At 53.1% G+C, this 13,905-nt stretch carries 15 protein-coding genes and 1 pseudogene; 6 read left to right on the top strand and 10 right to left on the bottom strand.

Going from position 1 to position 13,905, the window contains the following annotated elements; all coding sequences use genetic code 11:
* Positions 1–95 precede the first annotated feature (95 nt).
* The 5 genes and pseudogenes from ACN1CO_RS17040 to ACN1CO_RS17020 all read right to left on the bottom strand — a co-directional run bounded on the left by ACN1CO_RS17040 (position 96) and on the right by ACN1CO_RS17020 (position 3,757).
* Entirely contained in the window at positions 96–1,088 is a 993-nt protein-coding gene (locus tag ACN1CO_RS17040) for a tyrosine-type recombinase/integrase (RefSeq protein WP_419139971.1), read from the bottom strand.
* Between the two features lie 73 nt (positions 1,089–1,161).
* Positions 1,162–1,389 (bottom strand): annotated as a pseudogene (locus ACN1CO_RS17035) (DNA polymerase V subunit UmuC); the annotation flags it as partial.
* A gap of 2 nt (positions 1,390–1,391) precedes the next feature.
* Positions 1,392–1,769 (bottom strand): S24 family peptidase, encoded by a 378-nt coding sequence (locus tag ACN1CO_RS17030; RefSeq protein WP_419139970.1) that lies wholly within the window; start codon positions 1,767–1,769, stop codon positions 1,392–1,394.
* Positions 1,770–2,006: 237 nt separating this feature from the next.
* Complete coding sequence (locus ACN1CO_RS17025; protein ID WP_419139969.1) at positions 2,007–3,233, bottom strand: MFS transporter; 1,227 nt, start codon at positions 3,231–3,233, stop codon at positions 2,007–2,009.
* The gene (locus tag ACN1CO_RS17020) at positions 3,230–3,757 is read right to left on the bottom strand and encodes an N-acetyltransferase family protein (protein ID WP_419140004.1); all 528 of its coding nucleotides are present in this window, start codon (positions 3,755–3,757) and stop codon (positions 3,230–3,232) included. The genes ACN1CO_RS17025 and ACN1CO_RS17020 overlap by 4 nt, the downstream gene beginning before the upstream one ends.
* Before the next feature lie 98 nt (positions 3,758–3,855).
* Here ACN1CO_RS17020 and ACN1CO_RS17015 point away from each other — a divergent pair, with 98 nt between their 5' ends.
* Entirely contained in the window at positions 3,856–4,761 is a 906-nt protein-coding gene (locus ACN1CO_RS17015; protein ID WP_419139968.1) for a LysR family transcriptional regulator, read from the top strand.
* A 106-nt stretch (positions 4,762–4,867) separates the two neighbouring features.
* Here ACN1CO_RS17015 and ACN1CO_RS17010 read toward each other — a convergent pair whose 3' ends face one another.
* Entirely contained in the window at positions 4,868–5,206 is a 339-nt protein-coding gene (locus tag ACN1CO_RS17010; RefSeq protein WP_419139967.1) for an ArsR/SmtB family transcription factor, read from the bottom strand.
* 52 nt (positions 5,207–5,258) lie between these two features.
* Here ACN1CO_RS17010 and ACN1CO_RS17005 point away from each other — a divergent pair, with 52 nt between their 5' ends.
* The gene (locus ACN1CO_RS17005) at positions 5,259–6,251 is read left to right on the top strand and encodes a threonine ammonia-lyase (RefSeq protein ID WP_419139966.1); all 993 of its coding nucleotides are present in this window, start codon (positions 5,259–5,261) and stop codon (positions 6,249–6,251) included.
* Positions 6,252–6,477: 226 nt separating this feature from the next.
* Complete coding sequence (locus tag ACN1CO_RS17000; protein ID WP_419139965.1) at positions 6,478–7,083, top strand: hypothetical protein; 606 nt, start codon at positions 6,478–6,480, stop codon at positions 7,081–7,083.
* A gap of 228 nt (positions 7,084–7,311) precedes the next feature.
* On the opposite strand, the gene ACN1CO_RS16995 is transcribed toward ACN1CO_RS17000, so the two are convergent.
* Positions 7,312–7,725 (bottom strand): hypothetical protein, encoded by a 414-nt coding sequence (locus ACN1CO_RS16995; protein WP_419139964.1) that lies wholly within the window; start codon positions 7,723–7,725, stop codon positions 7,312–7,314.
* A gap of 438 nt (positions 7,726–8,163) precedes the next feature.
* On the opposite strand from ACN1CO_RS16995, the gene ACN1CO_RS16990 reads away from it, so the two are divergent.
* Positions 8,164–8,604 carry a VOC family protein gene (locus tag ACN1CO_RS16990; RefSeq protein ID WP_419139963.1) on the top strand — a complete coding sequence of 147 codons (441 nt, stop codon included), beginning with the start codon at positions 8,164–8,166 and terminating at the stop codon, positions 8,602–8,604.
* A 55-nt stretch (positions 8,605–8,659) separates the two neighbouring features.
* On the opposite strand, the gene ACN1CO_RS16985 is transcribed toward ACN1CO_RS16990, so the two are convergent.
* Complete coding sequence (locus ACN1CO_RS16985; protein ID WP_419139962.1) at positions 8,660–9,580, bottom strand: AraC family transcriptional regulator; 921 nt, start codon at positions 9,578–9,580, stop codon at positions 8,660–8,662.
* Between the two features lie 104 nt (positions 9,581–9,684).
* On the opposite strand from ACN1CO_RS16985, the gene ACN1CO_RS16980 reads away from it, so the two are divergent.
* Positions 9,685–10,518: an oxidoreductase gene (locus ACN1CO_RS16980; RefSeq protein WP_419139961.1), complete on the top strand. Its 834-nt coding sequence runs from the start codon at positions 9,685–9,687 to the stop codon at positions 10,516–10,518.
* 121 nt (positions 10,519–10,639) lie between these two features.
* On the opposite strand, the gene ACN1CO_RS16975 is transcribed toward ACN1CO_RS16980, so the two are convergent.
* Positions 10,640–11,470 carry an SDR family oxidoreductase gene (locus ACN1CO_RS16975; RefSeq protein WP_419140003.1) on the bottom strand — a complete coding sequence of 277 codons (831 nt, stop codon included), beginning with the start codon at positions 11,468–11,470 and terminating at the stop codon, positions 10,640–10,642.
* Between the two features lie 100 nt (positions 11,471–11,570).
* Here ACN1CO_RS16975 and ACN1CO_RS16970 point away from each other — a divergent pair, with 100 nt between their 5' ends.
* Positions 11,571–12,488 carry a LysR family transcriptional regulator gene (locus ACN1CO_RS16970; RefSeq protein ID WP_419139960.1) on the top strand — a complete coding sequence of 306 codons (918 nt, stop codon included), beginning with the start codon at positions 11,571–11,573 and terminating at the stop codon, positions 12,486–12,488.
* Positions 12,489–12,696: 208 nt separating this feature from the next.
* Here the strand turns inward: ACN1CO_RS16970 and ACN1CO_RS16965 are convergent, their stop codons facing one another.
* Complete coding sequence (locus ACN1CO_RS16965; RefSeq protein WP_419139959.1) at positions 12,697–13,716, bottom strand: alpha/beta hydrolase; 1,020 nt, start codon at positions 13,714–13,716, stop codon at positions 12,697–12,699.
* Between the last annotated feature and the right edge of the window lie 189 nt (positions 13,717–13,905).

The raw sequence follows: 13,905 nt of genomic DNA, 5'->3' as shown, positions 1-13,905 counted from the left end.
CTGTACTTATTGCGTTTCTTTCCTCAGGACTTAACGCATCCCTCAGCTGATAATCTGTGCGTTTAAAAGGCACATAAGTGACTCTGGCCGTTTTTTCATTCATCAGTAAGGCTCCCCTGAAAAATAAGCCCGGCGACTTTCCTGTCGGTTTCAGCCACGGCTGCGGCTATCCGGCCAGCCAGATCGGAACCTGACAAATGGATATAAATTTGTGTGGTGCGCGGATCCCTGTGTCCTGCATAAGTCGCCAGCTCATGCAGCTTCCAGCCGGCCCGCGCCAGATGGGTCAGACGAAGATGGCGAAAGGTATGTGTTGTAATCTGTGGAAGCCCGGTATCCAGAGCCCATCTGCGTACGGTTTTACTCCAGTTCCACACAGAAAGGGGGGTGCCGTAATTACGATCAGAAAATGAACGGAACAGCGCACCCTGTGTCCAGCCAGCCTGCTTCAGCTGCCGAAAATGGTTTGCCAGTACCGGCGCTACGTCCGGACCATAACACACAACCCTTTCCCGCCTGCTTTTCGTTGTTTCCGGGCGGATACGGATCAGGCGATGAGCAGGGTCAATATCTTCAAGCGCCAGAGCTGTCACCTCTGCACGGCGGAGTGCACCAAAATAAGCAAGTGCGAGCATCAGCCGGTCACGCAGGGAGGCAGCTGAAACATGTTTAAGAAATCTCAGCCATTGCTCATTGTCAGGTATTACGGGTAAGCGGGTGATACGCGGGACCAGCCCCCGCCCGGTATAAATGGTACCAGGTAAACCCGCACGGGGTAGCGGATTGAGACTGCATATATCCTGATAAACCAGAAAATCATACCAGAGACGGATCGCAGACAGGCGCAGCTGGAGCGTGGCGCTGGCCGCGGGAAAAGGCATGCCGGGCAGCTGAGGGCTGATGTAGGCGGCCAGGTCTTCAAACCGGGCCTTTTCAGGTTCAATCCTGTGCTGGCTGCAGAACGCAAAATAATGGTGGAGGGCACTGCGATAGGCGGCGAGTGTGGCCTGCGCCCGCCCCAGGCTGGATAACAGGTTCAGCCAGCGCTCTGCCAGCAACAGGGTATGTTCATCCGGTGGAATCAGCATTGTGTTCACCTCTGATAGCGGTATTTCTGCTCAAAGTTTACTCAGTCAATGTTGCATTCCACGTAACTTACTAAAGTTCGTAGTTTGAGCTGAATACGTGGACGCCGTTCTCCCGGAAAAAACGCTCATTTTTAAACAGCGGCGCGGCCATTTTGATGCCCATGCGCTTTGCCTCCGCTGAACGCGCGATGACGCAGCCGTCGTTGTTCGACACAACGACAATGGGTTTACCGCGCAGGTCGGGTCTGAACACGGTTTCACAGGAGGCGTAAAAGTTATTGGCATCGGCCAGCGCAAACATGGCTATTCTCCTGCCGGTCCGTTGAATCCCACGCCAGCCACATCCGTGAGGGCGTAGGCGACGACACCCCATACGGGAAGTGTCTGGTTCACATCCAGCAGCGTGACGGTCTCGTCCGCGTCCAGCGCCTGCAGGGCGGGAACCGGATTGAGCAGCAGGCGCTTTAACGTCAGCTCTCCGTCGAACTCCGCAACGATAAGCTGGCCGTGTACTGGCATCAGCGCCCGATCGATCGCCAGCACGGCCCCTTTAACAATACCGGCCTGAGGACAGTCGCTTTCGCTGCGCATCAGATAGGTGGAATAAGGGGAAAGATGCACTAAATCGCCCAGATTCAGGCGCGTTTCGGTGAAGTTCTGGGCGGGACTCTGAAAAGCCATTGAAATGCTCCATTCTGACCCGCTTTTGAGCCTGAAGAGGTGAATCTTGTGAAGACTGCGTATCGGGAACGCAGACAGATTTGTTATGGCTTGTATCAGTATACGTGGTTACGGGTGCATTGCTCGCTTCTGGGGTAAAGCGGATATTGGGATCGTGCAACGTCTGCTATGAGCGAGGAGTGGATGCATAATATTTTGATTAATCTTAATTAAATTTTGATGGTATCTCGGACTGTATCAAACGTTTTCCCCGGGAAGGGCAGGTGCTTTTTCATCAGGGCTTTGTACGACTGAGCCGGAATGGCGTCGCCAGAGCACCACGGAAATCGCCGTAATGAATAGGGTCAGGAGAGCGGAAACAAGCAGCGTGCCGGGTATACCGTACCGCTCCAGCAACATGGCATATGAAGACGGGGCAAGGGCCGCGAGAAAAAATCCTGGTGACAGCAGTACGCCTGTTTTGCGGGCGTACTGCTGTGGATCAAACAGCACAAGAGGAAGTACGGCCTTCACAACCGTACACAGTCCGTTCACGGCCCCATATCCCAGGACGAAGATGACTGTAGCCACAGGCGTAACACACCCCGCAAGGCCGGCCAGAAAGCAGAGTGGCAACAGGATACCGGTAATAAGGTTCAGGCGTAGCGCGGAGATGCGTGCGCCGGAGGCCACGTCCAGCAGGCGGGCACTCACCTGACCCGCGCCCCAAAGCATGCCAGCCAGGGCGGGCAAGCCATAAGCGGCCAGTATCCGGGGAAAATGCGTGGACACGCCCGTGGAGACAAAGCTGAGCAGCGCAATCAGGGCGGCATACCACAGGCCGCTGATGAACCCTTTTCGATCTTCTGCCATCCCCGCTGCCGGAAGAACGGACCGACTAACCGCGGGAGGGTTTACACGACGGCCTGCCGGAACGGCGGTCAGAAAAAGCAGGCCTGCCAGACCCGCACAGCCGTAAACGACTAAGGCATGCCGCCAGTCGGTAATGTGCAGCAGGGCAGCGCCAGCAGTCCAGAATACGGCTGACGCAAGACCGCCCAACAGAGTAATCAGAGAGACTGCTCTGCGGGCCCCTGCGCCTGCGATTTCCACCAGCAGGGCAAACGCAGCGTCATATAGGGCAAGCCGCATGCCGACTCCCGTCAGGACCCAGACAGCAACCCATGCCGCTGTGGAATGAGTAATCGCCATCAGAAAACACCCGATGGTTATGGAGAAGGTTCCCGCCATCATCATCATGCGTCCGCCGGTTCGGGCTATCACGTAGCCGGTCAGCGGCGAAACCAGCCCCATAACCAGCATGGCAACGGTCAGGCCAGAGAATGTCACCACGGGAGACCATCCCTTCTCCGCCATGATGGCGGTTCCAAAAACGCCCGGCATGTAGAACGTAATACCCCAGTTGATAAGCTGCGTCATGCCGATGCAGAAAATGCTGCGGCCAGTCAGATGTCCGTCTCTCACTCTGTGCTCTCCGCAAGCGTGTCGTCGCCCAGCCCGAGGGTGCGCTGCATAATGACCGTATCGAGCCAGCGCCCGTGCTTAAATCCTACCGAACTGAGTGTGCCGGTGATGTTGAAGCCAGCGGCGCGGTGCAGGGCAAGGGAGGCAGTATTTTCGCTATTACCCACCACGGCTACGAGCTGGCGAAAGCCACAGGCTTCTGCCCAGGCTATTGCCCGGGATAACAGCATTTTGCCGGTGCCCCGCCCCTGACAAGTGGCGTCAATATAGACGGAATCTTCCAGGGTAAACCGGTAGGCGCGTCGTTCCCGGTAAAAAGACAGGTAGCAGTATCCCCGGACCTGCCCTTCATCAACCGCCACAAACCAGGGCAGTCCTGCTGAACGCACCTTTTTCAGGCGGGCTGCCATTTCAGCCGCATCCGGCGGTTCGGTTTCAAAAGTGGCGGTGCCATGTAATACGTGATAAGCATAAATCTGCTGGATAGCAGGAATATGTCTTTCATCTGCTTCAGTTATTTCAATTGGTATGGCTCTTTTTCTGGTCAGAAAAAAAGACTAACCCGGATGAATAATTTCAGACAGGCCGCGGGACTTATCAGCGGTATAAGGAAAACTTTGGCATGGCAAACCTGAACCTGGATCATCTTGCTACTTTCAGGATGGTCATCAGCCGGGGCAGTTTCTCCGGAGCGGCGGAAGCACTCGGACTATCACAGCCGGCTGTCAGCCTGCAGATAAGACAGCTGGAGCAGGCGCTTCATGTCCGGCTTATTGAGCGAACCAGCCGGGGGATAAGGCCCACTCCTGCCGGGCTGACTTTTTCTGAGCACTGTATGAAAATTGATTCCGTGGTAAATACGGCCATTGAATCAGTGTCTCTGCATTCAGACGAGATAACCGGCACCGTGACTGTCGGCACGGGTGCAACGGCCTGTATTCATCTTCTGCCTTCCTTACTGCAACAGCTGCGACAGGCACATCCTCTGCTGAAAGTGGACGTACGCACAGGCAATACCTCCGATATTGTCCGGAGCGTGGAGGAGAATCGTATAGACATTGGGCTTGTAACACTTCCAGCAACTGGCAAATGCCTGAGCGTAAACCCGCTGGGTACTGATGAGTTTGTTGTCATTATGGAAAAGGATGCATCAGAGCTGAGCGCGCACCCGCTGTCTCCCGACGCCCTTTTGTCACTGCCGCTGATTATCTTTGAACCCGGAAGCGGGACACGCGCCTTGATCGACGAATGGTTCCGGTATGCCGGGCATAGTGCCAGGCCCATGATGGAGCTTGGCAGCATTGAAGCCATTAAAAGGATGGTACGTTCCGGTCTGGGTTACAGCATCGTTCCCCGCATGTCCGTTGCGAGTATTGAAGAAAGGCAAGGTCTCAGTCTTTACTCTGTGACGCCCTCGCTTCACCGGTCTTTGGGGACAGTCATGCGGGAGGATCGGATTGTAAGCAGGGGCATAAGTGAAGTGCTGAAAAGACTCAACGCCAGTTTTGCAAAAGATGACGACAGATAACGATGATTCGATATGTCCATCTGAAAGTCGGGAATACGATAAACGAAGTGTACATACTTACCGGTTTTGCTCCCTTCGTTACACACATTATGCCCAACTATGGCTGTTAATGTGGACCCGTATCCAGCGTCCCATATCCCGACAGCATTACGGTAGCTTCATCCATCCGCTGACGGTCGAGTTTATAGAAAACCCAGTTCTTGATACGTTTCGAAGTCACTATTCCGGCCTTAGCCAGAATCTGAAGATGGCCTGTCACGGTCGGCTGACTGAGACCAATCTTTTCGGTAATAAACCCGACACACACCCCATCCTCAACCAGATCGCCATCCTGTTGTTCCGGAAAATGTGACCTGGGATCGGAAAGCCACTCCACCATCACGAGCCGGTGCTCATTACCGAGGGCGCGGAAAAGGTCAGCCATTGATGTCTCAGGATTGTTCATATAGCCAATTTCCTATATAGTTATTTTCCTATATATATTCTGAGGACATATTATGACAAACCACACTCAAACACCAATGGACAGTGTCACGCTGAAGGCGATTTATACTGCTTCCGCGCGCATTAAAACAACGATTTGCAGAACCCCGCTGGAGCCTTCGCAGGCGCTGTCTTCTCTTGCCGGGGCGGAGGTCAGACTCAAGATGGAGAATCTTCAGCATACGGGTAGCTTTAAACTGAGGGGGGCTGCAAACGTCGTTGCCAGTCTTAATGCAGACCAGCGCATTGCCGGCGTCATTGCCCCAACGGCGGGAAATCATGGCCTGGGGCTTGCCTGCGCGGGTCACGCAGCAGGCGTACCGGTGTCCATATTTCTGCCCTGGTCAGCAGACCCGATTAAGGTCTCATCAATGAAAAGCTATGGTGCTCAGGTTACGTTTTTTGAAAATATTGAAGAGGCGAGACAGGCCGCGATTGTGGCCGCGCAGAAGTCCGGCGCGACGTTTGTCTCCGCCTACGATAATGAGCAGATGATAGCCGGAGCCGGCACCGTCGGTCTGGAAATAATGGAAGACTGGGCAGACGCTGACGTCATTCTCGTGAATATCGGCGGCGGCGGGCTGGCGTCAGGTATTGCAACGGCCGTCAAAGCTATCAACCCTGCAGCCGAAGTCTGGGCCATACAAAGTGAAGCCAGCCCGACCTTTGCACACTGGAAAGAGGCTGGCGAAACGATTCCGGTGGAATTAACCCCGTCAATCGCCGAAGGCATTAGTGGCTATATTGAGCCTGAAGCAATGACCTGGCCCCTTGTACGCGACCGCGTTGATCGTGTTCTTCTTATTTCAGAAGCCGGTATCAAAGCCGCGATGCTGTTGATGCTTAATCAGCACAGCCATGTTATTGAACCTTCGGGAGCACCTGCAATTGCGGCAGTCCTTCGTTATGCAAAAGAACTGAGCGGACGTAAGGTCGTCTGCGTAGTTAGCGGCAGAAATATATCAGGTTACCGTTATCTGAAATTAGTGAATGAGGCCACACTCTGACAACACGCAGCAAACAGAATAGCGCGCAGCCAGCGTGAGAGTGAGAATTGACAAAATATCATGCCCCCCTTCTTAACCTGGATCGCTGTGCAAACTTGCCCTAAAAAGCAATGGCTGACCCGATTATATTACTACGATCAGAAGACCGGACCTCGTATAAACGCAGTCTGTCAAAATAATTACATTGTCCGTACCTTCTCTCCGAATTAAATAAAATGAGAATGATATGAATAAAAACAGTCTTAAAGCCTTTCCCATGTTACGTATTATGATGCTGACGTGCGTACCCATGTTTTTACTGGGTTGTGCCAATGCATTGTGCCCTTTTGGCACCTTTGAAGGCACGGTTCCGGACTTTAAAAATAGTTACTGGAGATCCACTGAAAAACATCCGGCTAAGTCTGATGAACAAGTCCAGCAAGAATGCACACATGCTGCCAACACTGAGGAGCAACGCCTTTCGCAGGTCTATCTCCAGTTGTGTAAAACCGGCCATTTAACCGCCGAAAATCAACGATTTGCACAGGAGTTACTGGTTAACCCACTCTATTCTGGCTTGCAATCAGCAAAAGCCGTACCCCAGGATAAGTCAGTTAATTCAATTGAAGCCCAGCTGAAACGGTCGATTTCCGGGAGCGATAACTCTAAGTATTTAAAAGAAAATTGTGGCTATTACATTGAAAAAAACGCAGCGGAACGGACCAGCACCCTGCTGGGTTTAAAGGCAGGAAATTACAAAAACGAGGTTTTTAAACAGTGCATGAAAGAAAACCATATGTCGCTCATTGTTCCACAGACTGAATTCAGCCAGTGCAAGTCGATAGGATGGTAAGTAACCACAGGCTGACCTCTACTTCAGGCGAACATGTAAAGTGATGACACTGGCGATTTACGCTCCGTACCCCATAGAATCAATGTTATGTGGGCAGAAATAAAATTAAAGGCGGGCTTTGCTGCAGAATGCATGAGCCCGGAAAAACATTAAATATGCTGAATAGCGTTCATGCCTGGCGGCGCGTTCGCAGTTTACCTTCGGTCTGCACTATCTGATGTATACGCATCATTCCCGGTAAACCAGATAAGCAAGTGAGGCAGCTGAACAGAAAGCATAGGGGCTTAAAAGCAAAATATCCGAATAAGACGCTTCACATATCCTGATAACAGGCCATGCCAGTATAAACAGCCACATGAAGAGTACAGAGCACACGATAAAACAGCTCCCCTTCAGGGCAGCATCAGGATAAAATCGCTTCGAAATCATCGCTAATGGCATGCCGATTATCATTGATCCCATCGTGGTCCCAATAATACTCATCATAACGATGAAGAAATAAGTAAATATCAAACCCACTACCGGTGTACTGCTCTTCCCCAGCGAAAGATAGATTAAAACCAGTAATGACCCCACGACACTACTAAATATTGCTGATATCAAAGATATCCTAATCCACTTGTCGTCAATAATGTTCGCCATAATTCTCTCTGTGTCTGAGCAACTTTATTGATGCAGCGTATCCGCTTAAATTTTCGGCGCGAGGCTTGATCACAAAACAGGCTTCAGGCACAGCATCCTCGTGACGACCTGTGACGGGCATCCTGACAATAACGACATTAACGCCGCCAGTCGGTTTTTTGGACAGGCCAGTGTGATCGTCATAGCTTTTCCTGGTGAATTTTACTCTGCGAAGCCTTTACATCAACCATAAAAGTTCCAAAGCATACCCTCATTGACGAAGTCGCTTGTTAGTTAATAGAGGGCATGTCAGCTGCAATAACAATTAATACGGCGCTTTTGCGCATATCGGCGGTGCCCTGGATTCAGGAGAGATCTGGCGCATCAGCGCAAATAACTCATTGCTGCTCTGAACGGTATAATATCTGTTCAGATACACGTCATAGAGGGTGAAATCAGGTGCTGACTTATATCACGATTGTGACAAACGATTTTCAGCGATCCGTGGAGTTTTATGACGCTGTTTTAAGCGTTCTGGGACATTCACGATTGCCAGCCTGGACAGAAAACTGGGTCATGTGGGGAGATGAAAATAATCCGGATGACGGATTCAGCCTCTGTATTTGTCCTCCCTTTGACGGTCATCCTGCAACTGCAGGAAACGGGACCATGTTCGCATTCAAAGCAGATAACGCGGAACTCGTCAGACGCTTCCATGCAGCTGGCCTCCTTGCGGGAGGAGTGAATGAAGGCGCCCCAGGCACACGAACCGCTTACGGTCCTGACTTTTATGTGGCCTATCTGCGGGATCCTGACGGGCATAAGCTGGCTTGCGTATGTCAGCGTTATTCTCCCGAAGCAGATGAGGGAGTAAAAGTCCGCTGGCCGATAAAATCTTAGAATTTTCAGCGGTTACAAACTTATCCGTGAAATTCTGCGTTTCCAGCTTACATCCTCAATGCGATGACACATAAAGCATGGATTCCTGCACGGGCGGCACAGAGAAGTGACGCTGCATGCGTTTTATCTCCTCCGCCGGGGGCAGACCAAACAAACGTTTAAACTCGCGATTAAACTGTGATGGGCTCTCATAGCCCACAGCGTAGCCTGCTGCGGCAGCAGTCATCTGCTGGCGAACCATCAGCATGCGCGCCTGATGCAGGCGCACCGATTTCACATACTGCATCGGCGGCATCCTGATGATGGCTTTGAAATGAAGATGAAAAGTCGGGATGCTCATGCCCGCTTCCCCAGCCAGTTGCGTCAGCGTTAACGGCTCCGCATACGTGGCGTGAATGTGCTTTACCACTTTGCCGATTTTGCTGAACTGTCCCTGCATGGCCAATGCGGCACGCATCGCGTTGCCCTGCTCGCCCGTCAGTATTCGGAAATAAAGTTCACGCAGTCGTGCATGTCCAAGTATCGCGGTTTCAAGCGGACTGTTCAGAGCTTCAAGCAAACCCAGCACGGCGCGCTTTACCGTCTCGTCCATCTTGCTCGACATCATACTCTGCGGCGCGGCGGCAGGAGGTAAAGCATCATGCTGATCGATCTGCAGGATGAGTTCAGCCGCAAGATGAAAATCCAGATGCATATAAATAGCCAGCAGGGGATGTTCTGCGGAGGCGTCGGTTTCCATAGTAAACGGCACAGGAACGGAGACCGCCAGGTAGTGCTGTTCATCATATAAGTAGGTCTGCTGGCCAAAATAACCGCGTTTCCTGCCCTGACAGACAATGACGATGCCCGGATCATAAAGCACGGGTGTTCTGGCAAGGGGGCGGTCGGCGCGCAGAATTCGCACACCAGGCAAGGCCGTCAGGTTGTACCCCTCATGCGGCGCAAGGGCTTTAATCAGGGCAATCATTCCGGACATCACAGCACCTCATAAGATCAGGCAAGAAAACGAGAAGATACGGCCTAAAAAAGCGGCAGCAGTGAGAATACCATGCAATCTCAACGATTCATGGGAGTCCTTTTATGTCATCTGTAAAAACCATCTTAATTACCGGCGTCAGCAGTGGCTTTGGTCTGGCACTGGCGCGTGAAGCCCTCCATGCAGGGCACCGGGTCATCGGCACCGTGCGTAACCGCGAAGCACTGCAGGCTTTTGAGGCGCTTAATGCAGAGCGTGCCGTGGGCCGCCTGCTGGATGTCACGGACTTTGAACGTATTGAAGAGGTCGTGAGGGAGATTGAGTCCACGATCGGCCAGATTGATGTGCTGGTGAACAATGCCGGTTACGGCCATGAGGGCATTCTGGAAGAATCCTCTCTGGCAGAGATGCGCCATCAGTTTGACGTGAATGTCTTTGGCGCAGTGGCAATGATCAAAGCGGTTCTGCCGGGTATGCGTGAGCGCCGTCGCGGGCACATTATCAACATAACCTCGATGGGCGGATTCATTACCCTGCCTGGCATCAGCTATTACTGCGGCAGCAAGTTTGCGCTTGAGGGTATTTCAGAAACGCTGGGCAAAGAGTTGGTTCCGTTCGGCATATACGTTACCGCCGTGGCACCCGGCTCATTCCGCACTGACTGGGCGGGACGTTCAATGGTACGCAGCGCGCGCACGATTCCGGACTATGACACCCTGTTCGAACCCATTCGTCAGGCCCGGGAGGAAAAAAACGGGAAACAACCCGGCAATCCCACAAAGGCGGCTCAGGCCATGCTGGCGTTGCTGGAAAGCCCGAATCCACCCGCACATCTGTTGTTAGGCAGTGATGCTCTGGGTTTGGTTCGTCAAAAACTGGCAGCCATGAGTCAGGAAATCGATCGGTGGGAAAATCTTACCCGTTCTACCGATGACTGAGCCGTTTGTGTCCGAACAAACAGCCTGACCGATGATGGCCGTTGACACCAACGGCCATTTTCTCTGGCGTTCCGGACAGAATACCCCCGTTACTCTGTGGCCGGTAAGGCCACAATAATCATTATTCCTCCTGTCTGTCAGCACCGTATGCCACGGATTTCATCGCTCGCAGTGCGTTCAGTCGCGTGTTCAGCGCCGTTTCAATATGGTCATAGGCCGTGCTGCCAAGCGGTAATCGCAGGGGCATCCTTTCAGCATCAGCAGCCGCGATCATCGCCGACACGCATTTTTGCGCGTCACCTTTAATCTCAAAATCCCCACTCATCAGCGCGGCCCGCAGTTTTCCTGCTGCGGTTTCGCAGTAAACGGGTAAGGCATCCGCAATATCCAGGCCCGCACCAAATTGGGTCGCCGTTGGCCCTGGCTCCACCAGCAAAAAGTCGATGCCAAAATCCACAACTTCCTGTCTGACCGCTTCGACAAACCCTTCGATTCCCCATTTCGTGGCGTGATACAGACTGAAATCGGGATAGGCAATCTGTCCGCCTTCTGAAGAGACCTGCACAATGCGACCGCCGCCCTGCTCCCGCAAAAACGGGATGACTGCGCGAATAAGCTGAATTGAGCCGGTGAGATTAGTGGCAATCTGGCGTTCAATTTGTGCATCGCTCAGCTCTTCCGCAGCGCCAAACAGACCATACGCTGCGTTACTCACCACAACATCAATCCGCCCCGCCCGGGCGAATGCCGAGTCGATGGCAGACTTGATCCTTGCCGTCTCGCTGATATCCAGCACGATAAGCTGCAGATTGTCGCCATATTGCGCGCGCATATCATCCAGTGCGTTTTTACGCCGGACACTGGCGACGACCCGATCGCCACGCGCCAGCAGACTTTCACACATCAGGCGACCCAGTCCACTGGATGCTCCGGTAATAAGCCAGGTTTTCATCATTTTTCTCTCTGTTTAGTGAGCCGGCGTTCATCATAAAACAGATGATTGATGGCATAATCTCCCCAAACCGGCATGAGATGGTGGGGAATTTTAAACAATGAAACGCCCGTCCTGGAATGAACTTCTGGCGGTGAAAACGGTTGCTGACCAGCGCAGTTTTCGCCGCGCGGCGGATGTGCTCGGCCTTAAACGTTCAACGCTCAGCCACACGATTAAAGGTCTTGAGACGGCGCTTGGCGTGCGGCTATTTCATCGGACAACACGCAGCGTGGCGCTGACCGAAACGGGGGAAATGCTGATTGCCCGCATGACGCCGCTGCTGACTCAGATGGACGAGTTGCTGAATGATGTCACCGCGAGCAATCACCAACCCTATGGGACACTGCGTATTAGCGCCAGTGATGCCGCTATCAGCCTTCTGCTGGAAAAAATTCTGCCGACATTTATCCGGCACTATCCCGGCATTGAAATTGATTTAGTCGCGCAGGGACAGCTGGTGGATATTGTTGAACAGGGATTTGATGCAGGCATAAGGCTGTATGAAGATGTGCCCAAAGATATGGTGGCCATCGCCCTGAGCGGGCCGTTGCGCTTTGTGACGGTGGCATCGCCTGATTACCAGGCCTCCCACCCCGCCATACGGCATCCACAGGATCTCATGCAGCACATCTGCATATGCCATCGTCTGCCGGGCGGTAAACGTTATCACTGGGAATATGAGCGTAATGAGCAGCAGTATGCGCTGGATGTGCCCGGCAGCCTGACGCTCGACAGCGGTGCGTTGATGGCAGAAGCAGCCATGTCCGGTTCAGGCGTGGCCTATGTGCCGGAGTGCTATGCGCAGTCCGGTCTGGCGTCCCGGCGGCTGGTGACGTTGCTGGAGGAGTGGACCATCGCTTCGCAGGGTATTGCGCTCTATTTTTCGCAACACCGTCATATGCCCGTCGCGTTACGGTTGTTTGTTGACACTATCAGAGCGACAACGCGCGTCCGAGCCGATTCAGTTACCCGATAAACAGCAGCAGCAGGAGATGACCGGGATCACCTCGCGCGCTAAAACTCTCGCTTCATGCCCGACTTTCTTCCGCTGAAATATAAGGAGGATGAGGCAGAACGGCGCTTACGGCAAAAATCAGCCGATCCTGCCTGGCTGATTTTGTACACATCATTTCGGCCAGAAACAGGAGCAGAACTCTCCGTTTATCAGGCAGGCCGAACAGCATTTACTGAAGATGTTTCTTCAGCTCTTCAGACGCCTGGCCGATGGCCGTGCGCACCGCAGGTTCGTGACTCAGGGCATTCAGCAGACCAAAGTCGTGAATCATGCCGTTATAGCGGGTAACGGTGACCGGCACACCGGCGGCGTCCAGTTTACGGCCAAACGCTTCACCCTCATCGCGCAGGACATCAAGCTCGGCAGTCTGAATCAGCGTCGGCGGTAACCCGGCCAGCTCGGCTTTGGTTGCTCGCAGCGGAGACGCCAGAATGTTATTACGATCTTTTTCTGAGGTCGTGTAGTTATCCCAGAACCACTTCATCATGTTTCGGGTCAGGAAATGACCACTGGCGAATTGCTGATAAGAGGCATCATCAAAGCGGGCATCGGTGACCGGCCACAGCATGACGTCATAGCGAATCGCCGGGGTTTTATGTTGTCTGGCCTGCAGCGCGACAGCGGCAACCATATTTCCGCCCACGCTATTCCCCACCAGAGCCAGGCGTTTACCGTCCACGCCAATGTCAGCGCCGTGTTCGGCCACCCATTTTGTTGCCTCATAAGCCTGATGAATGGCGACCGGATAACGGGCTTCCGGTGAAGGTTCGTAGTTGACAAAAACCGCTGCTGCGCCGGATTCGTTGACCAGATCGCGCACCAGACGTTCATGGGTAGGAAAGTCACCGAGCACCCAGCCACCGCCATGGAAAAACATAAATACGGGCAATACGCCTGAGGCATTAGCAGGTTTGACTATCGTCAACGTGAGCGGTTTACCCAGAGCCGTAATGACTTTTTCAGAGACCTGGGCAGGCGGCAATACGGCCCCCTGCTGCGCGCCGGTCAGCACCGCGCGGGCTTCTGCCGGGGATAAGGTTTCCATCGGCTTTCCGCCGCTACCATTCAGCGCGTTGAGGAACGACGCCACGCCAGCGGTGGGCGCTGGTGCGTTTTCAGCAGGGCTGGCCCATGCTGGCGTCATCTGGCTGGCTAACAGTAAAGCAACTGCGGTGAGTTTCACGTTCATGATCGATTTCCTTATGATTACTATTAAGTAGTGCGCTATTTAGTTTGGCTAAGATGCCTGCTTGAAGCCGAGTTGTAAACTATTAAATAGCGAACTATATAATAATTCGTCATGGATTCTTTTGAAGCTCGCTCAGGGACTGCATCAACGCAGGGCTTAACCGGCCAGAAAAAGAAAGGATGTCGCCCC

This window comes from Pantoea sp. R13S299, assembly GCF_048515925.1.
In the GTDB taxonomy this organism is placed as follows: domain Bacteria; phylum Pseudomonadota; class Gammaproteobacteria; order Enterobacterales; family Enterobacteriaceae; genus Pantoea.
This window is presented reverse-complemented; position numbering and strand designations above follow the sequence as displayed.